The sequence below is a fragment of the Paenibacillus sp. 481 genome (genome assembly GCF_021223605.1).
GTDB lineage: Bacteria > Bacillota > Bacilli > Paenibacillales > Paenibacillaceae > Paenibacillus_B.
Genome location: NZ_CP075175.1, coordinates 197,415 through 219,829 on the forward strand (window position 1 = coordinate 197,415; position 22,415 = coordinate 219,829).

A 22,415-nucleotide genomic window follows, 5' to 3' on the forward strand; every position below is an offset into this window, starting at 1 on the left:
TTCATTTTACCATATTTTTCTCACCGTCGGTCAATTTATTAATATAAATAAATCCAGATACGATGCAACGTGCATCCTACCTGGATTTCTACTTAAAATGGCTATGAAGCTGCTTTATGCATGATGGGCACATCCACCTTTTTCTTTTTTCGCCGCCTCGGCAATCTAAAAAAATTGGATGTCATTTGTTGTCTTATATGAATGAATAAATACCGTTCAACACTTCGGCTATAGCCCAAATGTTGCAGCGCTACGTCGGATTTTATATGAGATTATGTAACAAACAAGCGACCTTCAAGTGCGGCAATGTATCGATCTGCCGACTTTTGTACCGATTCATTCGCGTGTTGCTGTACAGCACGCTGAAAGGCATTATAAAGGCGATCAAATGGCAGCGCCTTTACCTTGGCAGCTATTTCCGCCACTTTATTCGCGGGCAGTGGAATAAGATTCGGATAGCTGTACATAAAGCTTACCCAGTCCTGATCTGCGACCACCTGAATAATATCACCAGTAAAGAGTACCCCTTTTCCAGCATTTCCATTTGCCCAATGTGCGACGGTTCCACCTTTAAAGTGACCACCAAGTCGGTGCAGAGTCAAGCCAGGTGCCAGCTCAAGCGTCTCTCCTGACCAAAATTGAATACGTTCACTTGGTTTCATCACCCATTTGTGATCATCCATATGAATATAAATCGGAACATCGAGCGCTTCCGCCCATTCGACCTGAGTTGAATAATAGTGTGGATGAGAAAGTGCAATCGCTTGAATACCACCAAGCTGTCTCAATTCTGCTAATGTGTGCTCATCGAAATAGGTAATACAATCCCAAAGAAGGTTAAAACCGTCGTTCTGAATGACGAATGCCGATTGACCAATGGCAAATTCCGGCTTCGTCGTCATTCGATACAACCCCGCCTCCAGATTGACAATCTCATTCGAATACTTACTGCTATCACGCAGCTGTTCTAATGTTGTCCACACTTGACCTTCTGAATGAATAAACTGCCGTTCCTCATCACATATAGCACATCTCGTTGGGGGTTCTAAAGTTGAAGAGTATTGCACCCCGCATGTCGTACAAACATGTTGTTGCATAAGCTACTTCCTCCCTAAAAGTGATAGAAAACAGATAAAACTATAACTCTATTTTACTATATTTCCCTATTGAATGGTTCATTTATCCATAAAATAAAGCCCGATGCGACGAAGTATGCGTCGAATCTGGATGCCAACTTGTAGTTCTTATGAAGCTGCTTTATGCATGGTGGGCACATGCCTGCTGCTCTTTTCGCCAGTTCCAGTTCCGACATGGGCAACAAAAAAAGCCAAGCAATGCATCATGCATCGCCTGGCTCTCAACCTGTAGCGGTAAGTCTGCTTTATGAAGCTGCTTTGTGCTTAGCAGTGACCTTACTCTTCTTCTTAAAATAGTGAATAATTTGCGCGATTGCACCGTCTCCGGTTACATTCGTCGCTGTGCCGAAGCTGTCTTGCGCGATATACAACGCAATCGCCAAGCTGACCATCGCTTCGTCAAAGCCGAGCATCGATGTGAATAGACCAAGTGCGGCCATAACTCCACCGCCTGGAACACTCGGCGCAGCAATCATCGTGATGCCTAGCATCAAAATAAACGGCAGCATCACTTCCAGCGAAAGGACTTGTCCATTCAGCAGCAAGATGGCTGCTGACACCGACGTCAGCGTAATCGTCGACCCTGTAATATGAATCGTTGCGCACAGTGGAACGACAAAGTCAGCGACTTCTTCATCCGTGCCTAATTGCTTAACCTGCTTCAATGTTACGGGTATCGTTGCCGCTGAAGATTGCGTACCTAACGCTGTAAAGTAAGCGGGCAGCATCATCCGCAGCATGCTGAACGGATTGCGCTTATTTAGTGCGCCAGCAACAGAATATTGCAGGACAAGAATGACAAAATGCAGCACCAAAATAATCGCGAACACCTTAATAAACACTTGTAAAATCATGGCGACCTCGCCCGCTTGCGTCATATTCATAAAAATACCCGCAATATGGATAGGCAGCAACGGCACGATAATCGTAGAAATAACTTTACTCACGATATCTTTTAGTTCAAGTGAAACTTTCATTAATCCGTCTGCCTGTACAACCGTAATCCCGATTCCGATCATAAAGGCTAGCAGCAAAGCTGTCATAATGTCGAACACCGGCGGCATCCCTATTTCGAAATAACTTTCCAGCAACTTCTGCCCCGGGTTCTGCGCAGCATGACCAGAAGCTGTAGCGCTGAGGAACATCGGGAACGTAAAGTACGCGACTGCATAGGCTAGGAAACCTGCAATAATAGTCGAAGCGTACACAATACCAGCCGTTAAACCGACGAGCTTGCCCGCCCCACGACCTAGTTCCCCAATACCTGGAATAATAAATCCTACAATAATAAGCGGAATGATAAAGCTCAAAAATTCTCCAAACACATTATTAAATGTAGCAAAAATACGGACAAACCAGTCCGGTGTAATCAGCCCAAGGCCAATTCCGAGCGCAATGGCGATCACGATGCGCATAAAAAGTCCAATTCGTTTCATAACTGTATCTCCTTACTTGTTGTTTTCATGGAAAAATCACTTATTTGTCTCTTCACAGTGCACATATGTACTTCAATTGAGTACAAAAATGATATTAACATAAATTTCTGAAAAAAACACTTCCAATTTAAGGTTTCTAACTCTTTCATTAAATATGCGTATGAACGAAAAATCCCGATTAGCACCTTGTTACTCGAAGCTAATCGGGATTTCTTCTATTTAACCACCATTAAATTTTATCAGCTGATTAATATTCCCTTTTACCTGTACATAGTTCAGTTTGTGATCGACTGGGAGCAACTGCATCGGCATACCGCGCACAGGCCGCATCGTCACATCCGTTGAAATGTTCGAATTCGGATCAATACCAAAGCGATAACGCTGCAACAACATTGCGAGTACAAGCTTGATTTCTTGTGAGGCAAAGCCAGCACCTATACACATATGCGGGCCAGCACTAAACGGAAGATATTCATAAGGTGTGGGCGTCATGGATGACCATCGTTCTGGCTTAAAGGTGTGTGGGTCTTCATATAGTTCGGAGATACGATGAGTAATAAACGAGCTAAACATAATACTTGAGCCTGGGGCAATCGCATAGCCGCCTAATTCACAAGCTTCGGCGGCAACACGTGTGCCGACGATAGCTGGCGGCATTAAACGTAAACTCTCCTTAATGGCATAGTCCAGCTGCTTCAGCCGTGGAAGCTGTTCCAAAGTTGGCGCCGCGCCGCCGAGCACGCTGTCCAGCTCGTCGAGCACAGCGGCCAATTTGGTCGGGTGCTGGCTGAGCAGAAAGACCGACCACGTTAAGGCGTTAGCCGTCGTTTCATGTCCGGCAACGAATAACGTAAACGCATGACCGATCAGCTCATCATCGCTCAACTGGTAGCCGTCCTCGTCGTGCGTCCTTACTAACGAAGCCAATACATCCATCGCTTCAAGCTCGCCTCGCTTACGCGTAATTAATGCTTGCAAGTACGCGTCAATTTCACCCGCCGCACGATTGGCGCCCTTGATCGGCATACCCGGCAAGTTGAAGGGAATGATCGCAGACAGGAATAAAGAATTTTGCATGCGTTCAAGTAGCTCCGAAATACGATTCAGCTCCCCGACTTCATGCAGACCGAACAACGTCTTCACCGCAATGTGCTGGGTCAACTGCTTCATTTCGTCCCTTAAATCGATGTGAGCTTTCCCTTGCCACCTGTGCAGCATGGACTCGGTTAATGACACCATGTCCTCCGCGTATTTTTGTATTTGCTGCCGATGAAAAGCAGGTTGCATAAGTCGCCGCTGCTGCTTATGTTTTTCCCCATTCATCATAAGTAAGTTATTGCGCGTTATTTTCCCTAATGGTGTGTTTGGAGGCACGCGAAACAATTTATTGGGACGGACTTCATACAGTGCAGGGTTCGTAAAGATTTGATTGTTCATTTCAGGCCCGAAAGCAAAGAGAGATGCCGTACTTCCTCGTGCTAGCGATACGATCTCACCATACGTATGGTACAGGTGTTGGGAATACGAAAAAGGCTGGCGAAAAAATCGGAGTGTGTTGCCTCTCCATCCTAAGAGCGGCCACCCACGCGGTCCTGGTATTACTGCGTTAGCTGTGGAATTCGTCATCGAACGTGCTGCGAATCTAGTTGAGGGATTGGATGAAGTGCTGGTGTTCGCGTTGGTGTTGGTGCTCGTGTTGGTGTTCGTGTAGGTGCTGGCGCTGGTGTTGGTCGTATTGGTACTATTTTTTTGATCAGGCATAATGATTACACCTTACCCTTCAATGAAATGAATAAAATGAATTAATATTATTCAAAACATAAATCTTGATTCCATTATAAGGAATAAGAATCCCTATTTCAACAACATTTTGTACAACATTCATTGTTTGATTTCAAAATGTTTAGTATATTTTTTATATAGATTGTGGGAAAAGGTGGATAATAGATGAGTTCAAACTTGGACGATACGGATACAAACACGAATATGAATACCGAATTAGACGGCTATCAGCGCAGAACGGAGCGTAAAAAAGCGACTATCCGTACAGTTGCCTTTTCCCTTTTTACAGAGCATGGTGTAGAAAAGGTTAGTATGGCTCAAATTGCAAAAAAAGCTAACGTCTCTCCCGTCACCGTTTATAACTATTTTGGGAGTAAAGACGAGCTATTCATTCAATCTTTTATTCATTATGCTGAACAAGAAATGGTGCAATTTGTACAATTAGTGGATGAGGACAGCCCTTTTTCCACTAAAATAGAAACGCTTATCTTTCAGCGCAACGAAGCTGCCAAAATGTTCAGTATGTCATTTTTAGAAGTGGTTTTGACACAATATGAACCATTGCAGCAATATTATATGGAGCTATACTACCAACGGGTAGTCCCTTTATTGCACAAGCTAATTGAGCAAGGGAGACAAGAAGGCGCGCTCAACAACAATCTATCTACAGAATCGATTATGCTGTACATTTCCATGTTTAAAGAAGCTGCCACTAAGCCTGAATTCTACTCGCGGACGAACCCAACGTTGTTGCAAGACCTGACTACACTGCTTTTTTACGGCATGGTTGGCAAGCCTTAGCTCTCTTTAGTTCTCTTTAGTCATAAGTACATGAAAAAGCCGCTTAGCTACATTGAAGACGAAAAAAGGACCTCTCCTATTTATTGAGGTCCTTTCTTATTGAATTCTCAACGAATTCCTTTGTTACATTAGTCCCATATGACGCCTGCATGATCACTCTCGATAACCTTGGTCAATTTGATATCCATCCAAGGTACCCAGTTCGAATTCTCGCTTAAGCGCTCCCAGCTGCCCGTTAAAGTAGTTCCGTCATCACTAAACATACCCGTAAAACGTTCCGTTTTTCCTACGATTGACCATACGGCGTCGAGCAAATTCGCTTGATAGGTGTTGTTGATTCCTTGGTTGTCAAAAGAGTGCGTTGTGTAGGTCTGGCTAGAAGCATCATAGCCGATGATCTCGATGGCTTTAACCTCAGCGTCCCCCATATAACCATCGACGTGGTGAATAAGAAAAAAGCCACCCGGTAACCATTCGTAAGTATCGGTTGCCTTCAATCTTACTGTAGCCCCAGACGGCCCTTCCTTAATAAGTCCTTCTGTATTCCATTTGCCTACGAACACATTTAAACGCATGAGCGTAGGATCTGGCGTGAGAGGATGCTGCGAGGAAGGGGAATGATTATGATTTGTCACTATTTTTCACTCCTTTCGAGCCTAACCGTTGCCGTTCTTCATGACATAAAATCTGATTACACACTATTAGCATACAACAGGTTGTACGTTTTCTTAGGAAATGCTAATTTCTGAAATGGAGAAACGGATACCGTGTCTGTGCCATAAATCCGTTTAACTAGTAATCTCTAATCGAACAACATTAAAAAAGCAGCTATCTCCCAGATAATTTCAGACCTTTGGAGACAGCTCCTGTATTTATGTTATGGATTAAGCGCTCTCGCCATCGCATCGATATAGCTTTGGCTAGCGCGCTGGCTCACTTCCGCTTGCGGAACGAACACCTCAAAGACGTGGAAGCAGCCAGGATACAGGTGGAATTCGACATCTACGCCCGCCTGTGCAAGGCGCGTTACATATTCGATCGTTTCATCTCGAAACAGATCGAGCTGGCCCACACACGTATACGTCGGCGGCAACCCCGCCAAGCTATCCGCTCTCGCCGGCACCGCATAGGGGGAAATCACGCTGTCGTCGCTATGCTTGCCTAAGTACATCCGCCATGCCTCCACATTGTTCGTCCGGTTCCACGTTGCATTCTGAGCCGTAATCTCATGGCTCGATGCCGTCACATTGCGATTATCGATCATCGGATACAGCGGCATTTGGAAGATAAGCGCTGGCCCACCTTTGTCGCGAGCCATTAAAGCAAGCGCTGCGGTCAGTCCGCCGCCCCCGCTTGCACCAGCAATCGCGATCCGTCCCACATCGATGCCCAGCGACTCCGCTTCGTCCGTCATCCACGTCAAGCCGGCATAACAGTCATCGATAGCAGCTGGATAGGGATGCTCAGGCGCAAGTCGATAATCGACCGATACGACTATACAATTCGCTGCCTGTACGAAACGTTCGCACAACGCATCATCCATATCGGGGTGCCCCAACACATAACCTCCCCCATGTATCCACAACATGGCCGGAAGCTTCGTGCCCGTTCGCTGGGCAGGCTCATAAATTTTGACCAGCATCTCACCTGCTGCGCCCGGAATCATCCGGCTTGTTGTATGTACGTGCTCCGACTTCTCAATAGGAGGATTCGATAACAAGCTCCTGCTCCACTCTATATTTTCCTCTAATTGAAAACCAGGAAATTGTGCTAATACCGACCTTAGTTGTGGCAATACTCGACTTTCAAAATCCATGTGAATCCCTCCAATAATTGAATGTACTTTCGTATCCGATTCCAGTGCAGTTTTATTCATCACCATTGATTTATGCTCCATGTTCCGTCTCCGCTTCCCACTTCGCTATTTCTTCACGAACCCGAGGTGCTACCTCAGTTCCTAGCAACTCAATAGCTCTCATCACTTGATGATGCGGCATCGTGCTTAACGGGACATACATCATAAAGCGTGTAACTCCTACATGTTTACGAAGATGAATGATCTTCTGAGCAACCGTTTCCGGATCACCAACGTACAGCGCACCATCAAAGCTGCGCGCGGCATCAAAGCTAGCACGGCTATAATGCGACCAGCCCCGCTCCTTGCCAAGTTTATTCATCCCATACTGAGTAGATGGAAAAAAGGTATCAGCCGCTAGTTCCGTATCCTCTGCGATAAATCCGATCGAATGCGCTCCCACCTTCAGCTGCGATTCGTCATGACCAGCGTGTGCTGCCGCTTTCTTATACAACTGCACGAGTGGTTCGAAATGTAGGGGATTTCCACCAATGATCGCCAACATCAACGGCAGTCCTAGCAGACCTGCACGGATCGCAGATTCCTGATTGCCTCCACTGCCAACCCATACGGGTAAAGGATTCTGAACAGGCCGCGGATATACGCCCTTATCGTTAATTGCTGGTCGATGCCCGCCTTCCCAGGTTACTTTTTCAGACGCTCGTATTTTCAGAAGCAATTCCAAATGCTCCTCAAACAGCTCTTCATAGTCTTTCAAATCATAGCCAAACAACGGAAACGACTCGATAAAAGAACCCCTACCCGCCATAATCTCGGCTCGCCCATTTGAAAGGCCGTCGAGCGTAGCAAAATCCTGAAACACGCGCACAGGATCAGCTGAAGAAAGCACAGTCACTGCACTGGTCAACCGAATCCGTTTCGTCTGTGTTGCAGCCGCAGCCAGCACAACTGCTGGTGAAGAGGCCGCATAATCCTCCCGGTGATGCTCACCTACGCCAAACACATCTAGCCCCACCTGGTCGGCAAGAATAATCTCCTCTACTACTTCACGCAATCGCTGTGCGTGACTGATCACTTCACCAGTGTGAACATCCGGCTTTGTATCTACAAACGAAGTAATTCCTATTTCCACGGTCAATCTCTCCTCTTTCAACATTTTTCTATGTCAGCAGCTCTACTATTCAAATCACTTCAATTTCATAAATCTTTAATTCGAGACATTTGCCAACTATCAACTATTAGCTATTAGCTATTAGCTATTAGCTATTAGCTATTAACTATCTTCTATCAACCATTTGACGTTATGCAGCAGTAGTAGCCTTATTAGCCGTAACGCGGCTGGTCATCGCCCACAACAGAAGTGCTAAAGCGCTCACCAATGCCCCGAGCAAACATACCCCACTCCATCCATAATGGGCATATACGTAGGTCGAAGTAATAGAACCAGCCGCACTGCCGATGGAGTAGAACATCATGTACCCCGCAGTAAGCCGACTACGCGCCTCCGCATGCAAGGTGAAGATCATACTTTGATTCGTGACATGCACGGCCTGCACCGCCAAGTCTAGCAAAATAATGCCCACGATCAATGCGAACAACGACTGTTCGGTATAACTGATGAACAACCATGATAGCAATAACAAGGATAATGCTACGCCCGTCGTTCGCTGTCCGTATCCGCGATCTGCCAACTTGCCCGCCCTTGCTGCCGCCAACGCTCCGACAACTCCCACGAAACCAAACGCCCCAATTGCAGTGTGCGATAATGATATGGGCGGCGCGCTAAGCGGTAGGACTAATGGCGTCCACAAAATGTTGAAAGCCGCAAAAATGAGCAGGGCCAACATAGCGCGGATACGTAATATTCGTTCTTGTGCAATCAACATCAACACCGACCTAAGTAGCTGAGGGTAGGACAATGATGTTATTTTACGCTCAACATTAGGCAACACTCTCCATAAAGCCCCCACCATAAGCAACAGGACCGCAGCCGAGACTAGATATACAGAACGCCAACCCGCAAGATCGGTTAATACGCCTGATATGGTTCGCGCAAGCAGTATGCCGATAACGATTCCACTTGTTACGACACCTACGACACGACCTCGTTCGGCAGGATCAGCCATTGTCGCTGCGAACGCCACAAGAGTCTGTGTGACAACGGCAAGCAGCCCTACCAAAGCCATACCTGCAAATAGAATCGTACTGGTGGAGGCAGTCCCTACTATAACTAGCGCTATCATGGATAGTAACATCTGACCGATAATCAAGCGGCGCTGGTTCAGTAAATCACCAAGCGGCACGAGTAGAAACAAGCCCAAGCCATAAAAAATCTGCGTAATCGTAATCAGAATGCCAATGATGGCATGATCAATACCGAACTCCCTCGATAAATGATCGAGCAAGGGTTGTGCGAAGTATATATTCGCAACCGACATCCCGCAGGCAATCGCAAACAATAGTGTCACATAGCGAGACATAACAGAACTATGACTGGAGTCGGTTGTAACCAACGCCCCCTGTGGCACATTCGCCTTTTGATCGGCACGGGCTGTATCTTTTTGTATAACCTCTTCCATTTTGAGCATCTTGCCTCCATTCCTGTTTATTGTCGATCAAAATAACGTACTGATCGGTATGTTATTTCGCTCAGCAAATATAACGCGCCGATCCGATTATTGTCAATCATAATTTTAGAGCTCACTCGTCGCATCCTCGTAATCAAACTTTACTCTTCAAAGTTTACTCGCTTTCATTTGACAAAATAAACGGCTAATTATAAAATAATAACGTACTGTTTGGTACGAAAATAAAGAAGGACATAAAGAGGAAAATTAAGCGTAACGAGAGGAATTTATGATGGCAAGAACTCGCGAATTTGACGAAGAAAAAGTACTAGATGCCGCTATGCAGCTATTTTGGGAGAAGGGCTATGAGGCAACCTCATTAAGCGATTTAACTTCTAGAATGGGAATTACACGGCCCAGCATATACTCAGCCTTTGGAGACAAGAAAGAATTGTTTGAAGCCGCGCTGCGCACATACACGATGTCCCGGGCTGCCGAGATACGAACCAAGCTTCAACATTATCCATCGGTAAAAGAAGCATTTCGCGCTTTTTTTGAAGATGTGGTTGCTGAACAATATGCAGAAAGTCGCAGCCGCGGATGCTTTTGTATTAACACCATGGTCGAACTTGCGCCTCATGATGAGAAATTCGAGGTTCTTACAAGGGAACATCAAATGTACCTAGCGGTCATTTTTCAAGAAACGATTGAACGAGGTGTACAATCCGGTGAGCTCAAGACCGATCTCGACACAAAAGCTTTAGCACAAGCGTTAATCACATCGCTAATTGGACTATCCGTCATTTTGAAAGCTCGTCCGAATCGATCATTTGTTCAAAATACGATCGATGTAACGCTGACCTTGTTGAAGTAATTCGAGACACTGTTCACGGTCTTGCTCATGGTCTTGTTCACAGTCTAAACGGTTCTCACCCCCTAAGCTGGTGCCTATCATTCCACAGGTACCAGCTATCGGTACGGCCAGCACTTTTCCCTTTTCTATCATTCCTTTTGACTTTCAGCATAATGGGCTAGCTGCATAGCGTCATACATCGTACGTAAATCAGTGCTGTTATGCGATGGCATAAGCACAAAGCGCCCTATTTTAGAGATTTTGGCTATAAAATCGTTAATTTTGTATGTTTGATTGATATCGTGGTAGCTATAATGCTTTAACAAATACGTAACGATTTTATGCGTTGTTCCAACATCACTCTCGTTCGTTCCCTCATTTATCTTTTTGAACCCTCCATTACGAGAATCAAACAAAGAAGCCAAAGCATGGTTCACGAGTGCCATTAGCGTCTTCTCATCTGTAGCAGAAATAAACCTACTCAATTCTACAATATCAAAAATAATGTCCGAGTTGGTGATCATCTCTGCATGTAACAAGTGACTCACGATCGGTTTAACGGTTTGAATATAGCCGGTGTCGAGCAAATGTTCGCTTTTAAAAAACACGTACGAAAGTGACAGCAAATGGGAAGCTCTAAACGCTTCATTTCGTGGAATGCTCGAGTTGTATGCGGAGAGCTTGGTTAAAAATCGTTCTTTTAGCATATGAGTTACTTGGTGTGTGTTGTTGTTAAGTTGCTTGTTCGTAAGATAAAAATAATAGAGTTCCTCGATAGACATGTCTTGCAAATATTGAACATCGGTTAATTTATCGGATAGCAAGTTCATCATCTTTTGTTTATTAAAATGGATTCTGGCGTATTCAGTTGCTAAAAGAACTCCATAGTAATTATGTGCGTAGTTGATATTGGGGGTGGAGTTGCGTTTAAAATCACTTGAAATCTGTGTCTTTATATATGTATCGATTGCGTCATCGTCAATTTCCATCATCCTTCCATGTAAGAGCTTCGTATATACATAATAAATTTGCGGTTCGATAATCATGCCATTATATATCACGCTTGGGTCAAGCGATTCCAGCATTTTTCCAATTTCGTCAGCATGGTTGTTCGTACCAAATAGATGATTGATTTCATCGAGATAAGACAATAGGATTACGGATTGCAGTTGGTTATCTAGTCGACTTACTTGCTCGTTGATTGTCATTAACCAATCCATTAAATTGCTATTTAACTTCGCATTCGTATTAAATGGGTACTCTAATTCGTGAAGTAATTTGAGATAAATGAGTTCAGTCTGGAAAGCTTCATGTACGTTGTCACTAAGCTTTTTTGTTGCTAGTAGCTTAACTAGCTTGGCCTTCACTTTTGAAAAATCAAACTGACATGTGATCGCTTTGCATAATGTTATGGCATTGTACGTGGCAGCCATTTTCAATTGAAGGGAATCTTCCTGTTTACTCCACATAAACAATCCCTCCTTGCTGTCATACCGTTGCACAAGGTAGTTGTAGGCGTAGTCCACATTGTCCGTTATGTTAAATTGATTATTTAACTCCATTAGCATCATCAATTGATTGAAGTCAAAGTTAGTAGCGTTCTTGTTTATTTCTCTTAGATGCTTGGTTAGTAGTACACGCTGCTCAGCAAGCATCTTGTTATCCCGAAGGTTTATCATTTTTATCGTCCAATATAGCGTATACAAATCAGGATTTTCCTTCGTCATGGAGACAGAACTGAACAGACTATAATTGGGATTCTCGTAGTATGAATGAGTGACTATGTTGTGCAGATCAACAGTAAGTTCGTGGTGAGGACGAATTGACGTGGTGTCCGGTGAACGGTGAGAAATTCCGGTCGCAAAGAATAATAATGCGCCTATACATGCGGCACTACTTATATAAAATACCCTTTTCATCCTAACCCCTTCCGCTCTTAGTGGTATACGGATCGGCTATCAGAGACCGATGTCATAATCGTACTAACCCCGTATAGGACAGTTGTGCTTGATGTTTGATTTACGCTCGTTATTTTGTAAGCTTTAGCATGTATTTGACTGTAGGAGGAAGCGGAGTAATTTCGATTGGTTTGTGCATAAGTTAAAGTCACTTCTTTGTCACCTGCTGTAATGGTCACATCCGTAGTGGGAACTGGGGTCGGCGTTACATGAAAACGGGCTGACGAACCTAAATAAGTGATGCCGAATTGGTCGCTTCTAGCCAACGTTATGGGGTAATTTGCATATGCAGGAGGCGTATCCCAGAACCCTCTGGACTCCCCTTTAAAGACAACTTCATCATCCCGCCAAAACGGTGTTTTGGTAAACTGGGCTACCGTCGCAAATTGATGGTGCAATGTACTTTCACCGTAAGGTTCACTTCTTCTATTCGCTAAAGGATAATCAATCGTGATTAGATTCGACACCTCATAGCGTGCTTCGGCTTTGGGCACCTCCCTAAAATAAGGCTTCACTTCATGCCACGTTTTATTGGATGTCGTGGTGTTGATTGACGGCTTACTCGCATCCGAGCGTTCTAGCTTGGTCTTGGTAGGTGTTAGGGTAGCAGTTAAGAGTCCTAGCAAGCTAATCATTATCGTAAAAAGAATAACTTTCGACTTCATGTCTACCCAGATGCCTCCTTCTAATAGGGTAAGATTAATTTAGCTGTTCTTTCGGCAAGTTCACGACTATTATATGCGACTTGCTCCGTTCCCCATAAATGTCCCGCTTCATACAATATAGCTGCATATATAGGTACGTATAACTGACGCTCCGACTCCGTATAGATGTCGGCTAAACTCTTAGTCAGATATAACTGTAACGCTTCTAACATTTTTTCCTTTAATAAGGGAGCGATACTCATATAACTCCGTTTACACTGCCCCTTTAAATGTTGATGATAGTCGCAAACAGCCAACACAAGTTGCTGTAGGAATTGCACATTGAATTGCACCCTCTCTTCTGTGCGCTTCTCGAGCATCGATGTCGCTGAATCGCTAATAACCGCGTCAATAAGGTCAACCTTGTCTTGAAAATGAGCATAAAAAGTAGCTCGATTAACCGAAGCTCGTTCCGTTAAATCAAGTACAGTAATTTTCTCAAAATCCTTTTCACTTGCTAATTCAATAAAAGCATCAATTAATGATTTTCTTGTCCTCGTATGACGTAGATTGCCTACTTTCGCACTCATTTTGCTCACCTTTCCTACAATGACTGCGATGGGATTCATTTTGCTAATCGCAACATATCGCTCATATTGTTGGTTGTATCTTAAATTTATTGTGTATAAAATAATATTAAAGCAACATTCGTTGGTTTAGTATAGCACAAAAGGTGGTTCAACTTTATGAAAATTGAAGTATGGTCAGATTATGTATGTCCATTTTGCTATATCGGTAAACGTCAGCTTGAAAAGGCTATCCAAGACTCGGGCTATGAAGATCAAATTGAAGTAGAATATAAAAGCTTTGAATTAGATCCGACTACCCCAACAGACACGAACGAGTTAATGTACGCCGTGTTGGAACGTAAATACAGTATGAGTGAAGCAGAAGTTAAAAAGATGACGGTTAGTGTTGCGGCACGCGCGGCGGAAGTGGGACTTGAATACCATTTTGATAACATGCTGGCAGCAAACACGAATTTAGCACATCGCTTAGCGAAGCTTGCAAAAGAGGAAGGAAAAGACAGCGCGTATAATGAGCGTCTTATGCAAGCGTATTTTACTGAAAATAAGGCGATTGGTCAGCCTCAAGTACTAAAGGAAATTGCATTGGAATTAGGATTGAATATGGAAAATGTAGAGCAAATGATGGCCACAAATCTTTATGAAAATCAAGTTGAACAAGACATATATGCAGCTCAACAAATTGGAGTTCGCGGTGTGCCGTTCTTTGTAATTAATAATAATTACGGCATTTCAGGTGCACAACCTCAAAGCTTATTTGAACAAACGATTGAAAAAGCAGCGTCTGAAGCAGGATTAACAAAATCAATTAAGATCGTTGGCAATAGTGGCGCAACCTGTTCGGATGGCCAATGTAATTAACAAATGATGAATTAATCATTTTAGGCTAGATTAAAGCGCAGAGGCTCGTATGAGCCTCTGGATAGCTAAGCTAGCTACAACCACCATTTGCTTTCCACGCAGACGAATCGCTTTTAGCTGTTCTCTTCGGTCTATTCGGTCTACTCAGCCACTTCGCAATGATCAGCGCTAATCTGACATCATTCGGGCTTCCCGCATGGTACAAGTTTGGCCTTCCCAATTGTGTGAGAGTTATATCAGCTTTGCGCCGATATTTGCCGATATTGCTGGATTAGCTCTCCAAAGGTGTCGTATTACGCGCCACGCCCCCACCTGCTCTCGAATAAACACCAAATTCACATATTTATTCGATTTTTCCATCGGCATTCTTATTGATAATCCATATTTTATCTCATTGCGCTATTTTAGAGGGAATCTTTGCAGCTCAAAGCTGTATTCAATTTGCGTATATACGTTTCTGCTGTGTCTGATTTGCTGAGTGTAATTTATGGTTGAAAAAGGGACTTCACATGGAGAGCTCCCCATTATGATCCAATACGCACAACGGAAACGGCGTTTCAATACACGCCATCGCATAGAGAGCGACGATTACGATTATTGACGCTACTCAATATCGAGATGTTTCAATCCGCGCTCTCACATGGAGAGCGACAGATGTGCCATTGTGGCCGCCAGCGATCGCGAGTGTTTCAATCCACGCCCTCACATTGAGAGCGACCTACGCAGCTCCTTACAGATTTCACCGCACCATGTTTCAATCCACGCCCTCACATAGAGAGCGACGAACAAATCATGTTGGATGCGTATGACAAAAACAGTTTCAATCCACGCCCTCACATAGAGAGCGACAAAGGCACGTACAAGGAACCAACTCACTACGTCGTTTCAATCCACGCTCTCACATAGAGAGCGACTTTTACAGAGCAATGGAAGACGTTGGCCGCATTTGGGTTTCAATCCACGCTCTCACATAGAGAGCGACAAGATTAATTAAGCCTACGGGCAAGGGGAGAGAAGTTTCAATCCACGCTCTCACATAGAGAGCGACTGCAGCGATAGAAGCCGATTTAAAACTACTTGGTGGTTTCAATCCACGCTCTCAGATAGAGAGCGACATGGAGATTTCGGCAAGAAACTTCAGAAAGAAGTGGTTTCAATCCACGCTCTCACATAGAGAGCGACTCCGGTTTGGGTGCTAAATGGTGGCAAGCGCGAGGTTTCAATCCACGCTCTCACATAGAGAGCGACTGGCTGGGAGTGTGTGCCAACCAAAGGTGAGTATGTTTCAATCCACGCTCTCACATAGAGAGCGACTGTCCATGTACACCGCATTTTCATTATTTTTTTCGTTTCAATCCACGCTCTCACATAGAGAGCGACGTTTTTGGATTTCGGTCGCCACTTCAGCATTTACAGTTTCAATCCACGCTCTCACATAGAGAGCGACCCGAAAACTTAACTGTTTGGCTCCGGTGATTTTTGTTTCAATCCACGCTCTCACATAGAGAGCGACAGCGGCACTTTTAGCCCGCAGTACATAAGGCCTCGCGGCCTCAAAAGTGCGAATCTCATTTTTAGCAGCCATTTTTTCAATAAAAACAGAACTAAAATCCCCTCAACCCGCGCCACTACGCTGGTGCGAATCCCCCAGGGATTTCATGTGAGCTTCACATTCGCACCTCAAACCTTTTCCCATTTATCATACAGGCTTTTGACAGCTTAATCGCAACAACTCTGACTAAAAGTTTATATGATCATATTGTAGTTCAAATTTATCATCATAACTAGGCCTCATCTTTTTTGTCATGCGTCTAAAATCAAGATATGGAAGCTTTAATCTCGCCAATTTTTATTTAAACTCCAGCTTGTCGTAGTAATCCCAGACCCAATATTCATCACCTTGGCACAAAATCAGTCGGCATAACCACGTTGTAAAGTCAAGTCTGATTGGTATCGCCTCTTCAATATGAAGCATTGCATTCAGAAAATAAATATAGAGGAACTCATTCCTCTTATATTTTCTGAGTCAATGTAAATTCCACCGACTACGATATCTGTGCATGCAATAGGATACCAACTATCCGGAAGCCCATCAATCTCTCACTTAATAAGATCAATTTGCTCAAGACTTAAAATTTGCGTTCCTCCGCCTGCATCAGCATGTGAAAACATCGTACATCCATTATGAATCATTAAAAAATGTTTGAAGTCAGAAGGTACAAGCCAACCTTTGCTTTCAAAAAATTGATCGATCTCATTCTCGGTTGCTGGATGATTCCAGATACCTACAGACTCATATAATTTACCTTCTGATGTGTACACAAAAGGATTTTTCGCAAGTTGAGTATGAATTGCACTAATTATTTGTACTAGTTTTTCGTTTTCCAATTCGATCCCCCCTTAAACAGGAAATTAGTTAATCCCTAACTGCTCCCCACCTCCAAAATGTATGAACATTGCACATGATAAATCTATCAAGCCAAGTTACAAAATCACAGCGTAAAGACCTGCTGTGCTCTAAATGTGTGTACTTATCACAAATATACATGTATTTTTTTGTAATTTGTATTCATTGGATGAACTGCAACCCTTAATATGGACACTGGAAAAAAGCAACCCCTTACGGGTTACAGTTCACTTTTATTGCAAGGTATCTTCTGCCAAATATTTCTTAATAGGTCTTACGCAAACGCTAATAAGTATTATTATTAATAAAAAGAAACCCTGAAAGGTATACGCAATCAAGGTTTCTTTTTATTATATTTAACCTATAGCCATTCAATTTTTTCTTGTTCGTATAGTTGTAAAGCAGCCTCCATTGCTTCATTAATGGAGGCGTGCAGTGTATCTCCCAACACATTAAACTGTTCGTCACATGCAAATAGATAACATTCTTCTTGGTCATCGTAATTACAAATGGCTAGGACTTTTATTTCTTTTTCTTCACCACTTTCCCACTCAACATATCCAAAGCTACCCGGACATGTGCGTTTTATTATTTTTGCTCCATCAATCTCTTCGGGCATGTGTTATCTCCTCTTTTTTGATCTTTTAATTTTTTCAGACTGGTCAGGTCTGATAAATCTCCCCTTCATATGTATCCTAGTTTATAAAGCGTACTGTCGTAGAGTAAAAAGAAACCACATGCATCTAAAAATACGCATGTGGTAAATGCTCAAGGGCTTTGTCAATTCAACAACACTACTTCATATACCTACTTTCGATACTAATAATATCGCGAACCTCATTCAACACTCTAATAATTAGTTCATCACTTTTAGCCGATTCTTCTTCAGATAGATAGCCAGATCCAGCCTGAAGTGTTGTATATAGATAAAATAGTCTCTCCACTAGGCTCCTTTTTACATATTCTTGACCATGGATTAAATGAAATAACTCCTTTAAACATTCAGATATTGCTGTAAGTTCATCCATTAATACTTCACCATGAACTCTTAAATGCGGAAAAAATGGAATCATATTCTTCTTAAGAATCCCTTCCAATTCGGTTATACGTTCTTCATTCATGGTAAATACCCCTTTATCGCAAATTGGTGTATATACTGATAAAAAGACAGCTCTTCTTCACCAGCAATCGTATCCTATTAGTGAAAAAAAGAAACCACATGCACCTAAAAATACGCATGTGGTAAATACACAAGATCTTTGTCAATCCAACAGCCTTACTACATATATCTGCTTTCGATACTAATAATATCGCAAACTTCATTCAGTACTCTAATAATTAACTCACTACTTCTAGCAGATTCCTCACTAGATAAATAGCCAGATTCAGCCTGCAGTGTTGTATATAACAAAAATAATTTTTCCACTAGGCTTCTTTGTACATATTTTTGACCATGGATTAAAGGAAACAATTTTTTTAAACAATGGGATATTGCTGTGAGCTCATCCATTAATACTTCTTTATGAACTCTTAAATGCGGAAAAAACAGTATCATGTGCTTATAAAGAATACCTTCCAATTCAGTTATTCGTTCTTCATTCATGGTAAATACCCCTGTATCGCAGATTGGTTTATATACTGATAAAAAGACAATTCTTCTTCACCAGTTGCAAGAGCAGATGCATATTCATTAACTCCATCAAATACGAAGAATGGATCCTCACGCCGTGAGGTTGCTTTTGTAATATCTATTACTACAACCCCCCTTTTATCACCTACTGTATTTAGCTTCATTGCATAATCTAAGTTCCTAGTTGTCGATATCCATGGATCAAATCCAATTGACCTACCTTCACCAGACGATGACTTAGTATAAGTAATATGCTGAAGCAAGGTCCATTCTATATTTGGGATTCTATGCTTAGATAGTATTCCCTTACCCTGCATTAAGTTCCCCATATCCGTTGTATTCAAAGCTCGATACACATATCTCCCCGTTTTATCCTTTCTATACTTCTCAGCACTTTGTAGTGATAATAACGGTAATTTACTTATTTTAGAAAAATCTTTATTAATATCTTGTTGGCTCTCCCCAGCTGGACTTGGGTTAAACAACGACCCAAAAAATCCCCCTAGAACACCACCAAGGAAACCGCCCGCTCTACCTCCCTTGCTTCCTCCTTTTGCCCCACCTTCAATTACTCGAAAACTTTCTCGTTGAAATTGACGCCAATCAATCTTGAGCGCTGCTTCATGCCCCGAAGGATCAATATACTTCAGCGGATTGTTCATTACATAAGCATAAAGATTCAATGACAGAGGATTACCTAGCTTACCTTCATACGTATCCTAGTTTATAAAACGTCCTGTAAGTCTATTAAACATCAAAAAATACCACAAGAAGTTGAACTCACATGTGGTATAAAATAATTGCAACTCACAAATTATTCTTATCCAAATGAATCTTCATCAAAAAAGCTTAAAAGATAAACTCTTAATCGAAAAACTTCTTTCATTATCTCGTCGTCATAATTAGTATATTTCGCTTCTACAACCATAGTGCTAAATAAGTAAAATATCTTTGTCGCAATTGAACGCTGTATTTGCTCGGCACCACTGATCTGTTTTTTATATTCATCAAGTTTGCTGTAGAGCTGTTTGAACTTTTCTTCCTCTACTTTTTTTTCAGGTCTTAAATCTAAAAGTATCACTTTTATTACCTGACTGATTTCTTTTTCCAGATTACAAAGAAGGTTATTTTCTTTCATTGTACGAACCCCGTTATCGCAGATTGTGAGATATGCCCATGTATTAAATATTTGTGATCTATCTCTTCAAAATCACGCACCTAATTATTCATATAACTTCCATCATGTACCTCATATACGATTTTAGAATACACGTTAAATAATTGAATATCAAAGCAGAACCTTGATTCGGAGAGATCTCCTATCAAGGTTCTCAATTACCTAATGTAACAGCACACATATTTTAGTATTTAGTTAGATCACTGTAGAATATATTTTGGTAAACTTTAACTCATCCGAAATTTGACTCGTCAAATACACTTAGAAGACAAGTTCTTAATCGGAAAACTTCTAACATAATGTCATCTCTGTAGTTCACGTATTGAGCGTGCCAAACCATAGTGCTGAACAAATAAAACAGCTTTCCGACGAAAGAACGAGGTATAACGTTCTGTTCTTTAATTTGTGTTTTGTATACACTTAGTTTGTCGTTTAAGCTTGCAAGTGCGGAGCCATCAATTGTCTTTTCTAATTTTAATTCCACGATAATTCTTTGAATTAAAGGTTCCATATCTTTTTCCAACAAATTCACATCGCTCATTCTACATACCCCGTTATCGCAGATTGCGGAATATACATATGAATTAAATATTCTTGATCTCGTTGCGCCATCTCAAGAGCCATTTCATCATACATATTACCGTCTGTAGGAATTTCCAATGGTGCATAAACTACTTTAGTTGTGACCTTTCTTAAATCAATACTTACTATGCCATTGCCAGAACCATATCGACCAGTTGCAACGGAAAGACTCTTAGTTGTTGATATCCAAGGACTATTTTTTGCATCACTTTGCATGATGTGATTTGTTATTGAGACTGTACCTTTAGGGTTTCTTGCTGAGATTCCTTTACCAGCAGCCAAAGAAGCTGCATCTGAAGGAGTTAACGCCCTATAGACCATATTTTGACGGTCTCGTTCTCTCTCAGATGAACTTCCACTTATTGATAAAAGCGTTCCAATTGTTCCTGCTATGCGTGCAGCCGCAGCATATGCTCCAGCAGCAATTCCTCCACCAGCACCTGCCGCGGGTAAAGCCATAGTACTGCCTTTCTGAGCGTTATTTTGTGATTTATAGTATAACTGATTTTTTATCTGCTTATTTGCCCACTTCGACTGTCTTTCCGTTCCCCTTTGTGCAAGGTTACTTAAATACTTCCATTGGTTTTGATCAAAAACCGAACCTTTACCAGGTCCTACTGGAGCAAAGCCACTTGGATCAGTATATTTCAACGGATTGTTATGCACATAGGTATATAGATTTAAGCTTAATGTACTTCCCAAACTACCTTCATACGTATCCTAGTTTATAAAGCGTACTTTTTGTGAAAATGGACGATGACTCTATTAATCACCGCCCATCTATAACCTTCTATTAAATTGCTACTTTCTCCTCGTTAACTATCGGCATTACATAAGCCGCTTTCGTTTTCATCAAATAATAAATGACGTTGACCAGTTTACGCATAATACAAACTATCGCTTGTCGTCTGGTCTTTCCTGCTGCTATTCGTTGTTCATAATACGTGTGGAAGTATGGATTTCGTGGTACTTTCGTATTTTTTGCTGTAATAATTTGACGGGCGGCAAGACCTTTAATAATTTCGTGCAATACTCGATTTCCTTGCTTACTCTTACGATTCTTTACTTTGTTCCCTGAACCGCATATAATCGGGGCTATTCCTGAAAAGCGTGCTAGTTTGTCAGCAGTAGAAAATCGGTGAATATCTCCTATCTCTGCTACCAACTCAGCAGCCGTGACCACATTAATTCCTGTCATACTTTCAAGCTGAAAACCAAGCTCCTGCATGAGTTCTTTAATCTCTTTCTCCGTTTGCTCCAACTCATCTTGAGTGAATCGAATATTACGGACAAATTGCCTGATCATAAAATCCCGTCTGTCTTGAAAATCACGATATGTATCACCGTCATTGACGACCAAAGATAATATTTGCTCCGCTTTTTTAGTTGATAGACCATTGTTGCTTAATTGACGTAAATATGAGGCCAACTGTTCCACCTTCACACCTGTTAAATGTCTAGGTGAAGGATACGTATACCAGAAGTCTAACGCGGTTTTCCCCGTTATTTCAGAAAAAAATTTCTTGTAACTTGGATAGTGATAGCCTAGTTGTTGATGAAGTCGCACCACCAAGCCTGACAAGTTCTTCGCTTGCCATTTCCGTTGCGTGACAAGTTGACTGATTGCCCAATATAAATCTATAGGCTTCGCATCAGGTAAATGGGGTAATTCTTCTCTTAATACCTTAGCTACACATTCCGCATCCCAACTATCAGACTTTTGAACGGTGACATGGCTTTTACGTCTAGCATTAGCTAGCTTGGCGTTCACTTCCTTCACCCAGTGACCATTCTCTGTTAAGTAAACCGCTAATGCTCTGCCGTAGCCGCCTACATCCTCTAAGCCATAGACGACAGACATTCCTTTTTTAACATACCTCTTCATTTCTTTCACAAACAACGGAAAAGATGACGGCTTATTATCGAATTTAATTTCACCTAGTTTATGACCCCAACAGTCAATAATGACAGCAGTATGATGTTGTTTATGTAAATCTACTCCTATGTAAATATATTTATCTGGTTGTATAATTGGCAATCCCTCCGTAGTTTTATGATTTGGATGGTTATGGATAGGCTAGAACTGCATCCTCCGTTCAAGTGAACGCCGCCACAACGATACGTAAGCAGATTTCCAACCCATACGTAACCATCCAATATGAATCCGTATTGAAACAA

At 42.3% G+C, this 22,415-nt stretch carries 21 protein-coding genes, 1 pseudogene and 1 CRISPR repeat array; of the genes and pseudogenes, 3 read left to right on the forward strand and 19 right to left on the reverse strand.

Translation table 11 applies throughout. From position 1 onward, the window contains the following. Positions 1 to 272: 272 nt before the first annotated feature. The 3 genes from KIK04_RS00730 to KIK04_RS00740 all read right to left on the reverse strand — a co-directional run bounded on the left by KIK04_RS00730 (position 273) and on the right by KIK04_RS00740 (position 4,198). Positions 273 to 1,097, reverse strand: coding sequence for an MBL fold metallo-hydrolase (locus KIK04_RS00730; RefSeq protein ID WP_232276453.1), 825 nt, complete (start codon positions 1,095 to 1,097; stop codon positions 273 to 275). Between the two features lie 284 nt (positions 1,098 to 1,381). Further along, positions 1,382 to 2,572, reverse strand: a complete 1,191-nt coding sequence (locus KIK04_RS00735; RefSeq protein ID WP_232276454.1) for a dicarboxylate/amino acid:cation symporter — start codon at positions 2,570 to 2,572, stop codon at positions 1,382 to 1,384. A gap of 219 nt (positions 2,573 to 2,791) precedes the next feature. Next, positions 2,792 to 4,198 (reverse strand): cytochrome P450, encoded by a 1,407-nt coding sequence (locus tag KIK04_RS00740; RefSeq protein WP_232276455.1) that lies wholly within the window; start codon positions 4,196 to 4,198, stop codon positions 2,792 to 2,794. Between the two features lie 321 nt (positions 4,199 to 4,519). On the opposite strand from KIK04_RS00740, the gene KIK04_RS00745 reads away from it, so the two are divergent. Beyond that, positions 4,520 to 5,155 carry a TetR/AcrR family transcriptional regulator gene (locus tag KIK04_RS00745; protein ID WP_232276456.1) on the forward strand — a complete coding sequence of 212 codons (636 nt, stop codon included), beginning with the start codon at positions 4,520 to 4,522 and terminating at the stop codon, positions 5,153 to 5,155. 128 nt (positions 5,156 to 5,283) lie between these two features. Here KIK04_RS00745 and KIK04_RS00750 read toward each other — a convergent pair whose 3' ends face one another. From KIK04_RS00750 to KIK04_RS00765, 4 genes are all read right to left on the reverse strand, one after another. Beyond that, positions 5,284 to 5,790, reverse strand: coding sequence for a DUF1579 family protein (locus KIK04_RS00750; protein WP_232276457.1), 507 nt, complete (start codon positions 5,788 to 5,790; stop codon positions 5,284 to 5,286). Positions 5,791 to 6,032: 242 nt separating this feature from the next. Continuing rightward, complete coding sequence (locus KIK04_RS00755; RefSeq protein ID WP_232276458.1) at positions 6,033 to 6,971, reverse strand: alpha/beta hydrolase; 939 nt, start codon at positions 6,969 to 6,971, stop codon at positions 6,033 to 6,035. Between the two features lie 70 nt (positions 6,972 to 7,041). Further along, positions 7,042 to 8,103 carry an LLM class flavin-dependent oxidoreductase gene (locus KIK04_RS00760; RefSeq protein WP_232276459.1) on the reverse strand — a complete coding sequence of 354 codons (1,062 nt, stop codon included), beginning with the start codon at positions 8,101 to 8,103 and terminating at the stop codon, positions 7,042 to 7,044. Between the two features lie 169 nt (positions 8,104 to 8,272). Next, a complete protein-coding gene (locus KIK04_RS00765) occupies positions 8,273 to 9,550 on the reverse strand; it encodes an MFS transporter (RefSeq protein ID WP_442951125.1) in 1,278 nt (425 codons plus the stop codon). Positions 9,551 to 9,830: 280 nt separating this feature from the next. Here KIK04_RS00765 and KIK04_RS00770 point away from each other — a divergent pair, with 280 nt between their 5' ends. Beyond that, a complete protein-coding gene (locus KIK04_RS00770) occupies positions 9,831 to 10,412 on the forward strand; it encodes a TetR/AcrR family transcriptional regulator (protein WP_232278895.1) in 582 nt (193 codons plus the stop codon). A 128-nt stretch (positions 10,413 to 10,540) separates the two neighbouring features. On the opposite strand, the gene KIK04_RS00775 is transcribed toward KIK04_RS00770, so the two are convergent. Genes KIK04_RS00775 through KIK04_RS00785 form a run of 3 tightly spaced genes read right to left on the reverse strand, consistent with a single transcriptional unit; the run spans position 10,541 to position 13,622 of the window. Further along, the gene (locus KIK04_RS00775) at positions 10,541 to 12,310 is read right to left on the reverse strand and encodes a hypothetical protein (protein ID WP_232276460.1); all 1,770 of its coding nucleotides are present in this window, start codon (positions 12,308 to 12,310) and stop codon (positions 10,541 to 10,543) included. 17 nt (positions 12,311 to 12,327) lie between these two features. Next, positions 12,328 to 13,014 carry a hypothetical protein gene (locus tag KIK04_RS00780; RefSeq protein WP_232276461.1) on the reverse strand — a complete coding sequence of 229 codons (687 nt, stop codon included), beginning with the start codon at positions 13,012 to 13,014 and terminating at the stop codon, positions 12,328 to 12,330. Between the two features lie 20 nt (positions 13,015 to 13,034). Next, entirely contained in the window at positions 13,035 to 13,622 is a 588-nt protein-coding gene (locus tag KIK04_RS00785; RefSeq protein ID WP_232276462.1) for a TetR/AcrR family transcriptional regulator, read from the reverse strand. 117 nt (positions 13,623 to 13,739) lie between these two features. On the opposite strand from KIK04_RS00785, the gene KIK04_RS00790 reads away from it, so the two are divergent. Next, complete coding sequence (locus KIK04_RS00790; RefSeq protein WP_232276463.1) at positions 13,740 to 14,441, forward strand: DsbA family oxidoreductase; 702 nt, start codon at positions 13,740 to 13,742, stop codon at positions 14,439 to 14,441. A 554-nt stretch (positions 14,442 to 14,995) separates the two neighbouring features. Continuing rightward, positions 14,996 to 15,954: a CRISPR direct-repeat array (repeat unit 32 nt; unit sequence GTTTCAATCCACGCTCTCACATAGAGAGCGAC). A 587-nt stretch (positions 15,955 to 16,541) separates the two neighbouring features. On the opposite strand, the gene KIK04_RS00795 is transcribed toward KIK04_RS00790, so the two are convergent. From KIK04_RS00795 to KIK04_RS00835, 9 genes and pseudogenes are all read right to left on the reverse strand, one after another. Next, the gene (locus KIK04_RS00795) at positions 16,542 to 16,829 is read right to left on the reverse strand and encodes an SMI1/KNR4 family protein (protein ID WP_232276464.1); all 288 of its coding nucleotides are present in this window, start codon (positions 16,827 to 16,829) and stop codon (positions 16,542 to 16,544) included. Positions 16,830 to 17,209: 380 nt separating this feature from the next. Then, the gene (locus KIK04_RS00800) at positions 17,210 to 17,467 is read right to left on the reverse strand and encodes a hypothetical protein (RefSeq protein WP_232276465.1); all 258 of its coding nucleotides are present in this window, start codon (positions 17,465 to 17,467) and stop codon (positions 17,210 to 17,212) included. Positions 17,468 to 17,642: 175 nt separating this feature from the next. Continuing rightward, on the reverse strand, positions 17,643 to 17,969 hold the full coding sequence (locus KIK04_RS00805) for a hypothetical protein (protein WP_232276466.1): 327 nt from the start codon (positions 17,967 to 17,969) through the stop codon (positions 17,643 to 17,645). A 158-nt stretch (positions 17,970 to 18,127) separates the two neighbouring features. Next, the gene (locus KIK04_RS00810; RefSeq protein WP_232276467.1) at positions 18,128 to 18,451 is read right to left on the reverse strand and encodes a hypothetical protein; all 324 of its coding nucleotides are present in this window, start codon (positions 18,449 to 18,451) and stop codon (positions 18,128 to 18,130) included. Between the two features lie 650 nt (positions 18,452 to 19,101). Beyond that, positions 19,102 to 19,215 (reverse strand): annotated as a pseudogene (locus tag KIK04_RS24360) (RHS repeat-associated core domain-containing protein); the annotation flags it as partial. An 83-nt stretch (positions 19,216 to 19,298) separates the two neighbouring features. Beyond that, positions 19,299 to 19,616 (reverse strand): hypothetical protein, encoded by a 318-nt coding sequence (locus tag KIK04_RS00820; protein WP_232276469.1) that lies wholly within the window; start codon positions 19,614 to 19,616, stop codon positions 19,299 to 19,301. Between the two features lie 271 nt (positions 19,617 to 19,887). Then, positions 19,888 to 20,196: a hypothetical protein gene (locus tag KIK04_RS00825; protein ID WP_232276470.1), complete on the reverse strand. Its 309-nt coding sequence runs from the start codon at positions 20,194 to 20,196 to the stop codon at positions 19,888 to 19,890. Then, positions 20,193 to 20,939, reverse strand: coding sequence for a DUF7587 domain-containing protein (locus KIK04_RS00830; RefSeq protein WP_232276471.1), 747 nt, complete (start codon positions 20,937 to 20,939; stop codon positions 20,193 to 20,195). The genes KIK04_RS00825 and KIK04_RS00830 overlap by 4 nt, the downstream gene beginning before the upstream one ends. 91 nt (positions 20,940 to 21,030) lie before the next feature. After that, positions 21,031 to 22,269, reverse strand: a complete 1,239-nt coding sequence (locus KIK04_RS00835; protein WP_232278534.1) for an IS110 family RNA-guided transposase — start codon at positions 22,267 to 22,269, stop codon at positions 21,031 to 21,033. Positions 22,270 to 22,415 lie beyond the last annotated feature (146 nt).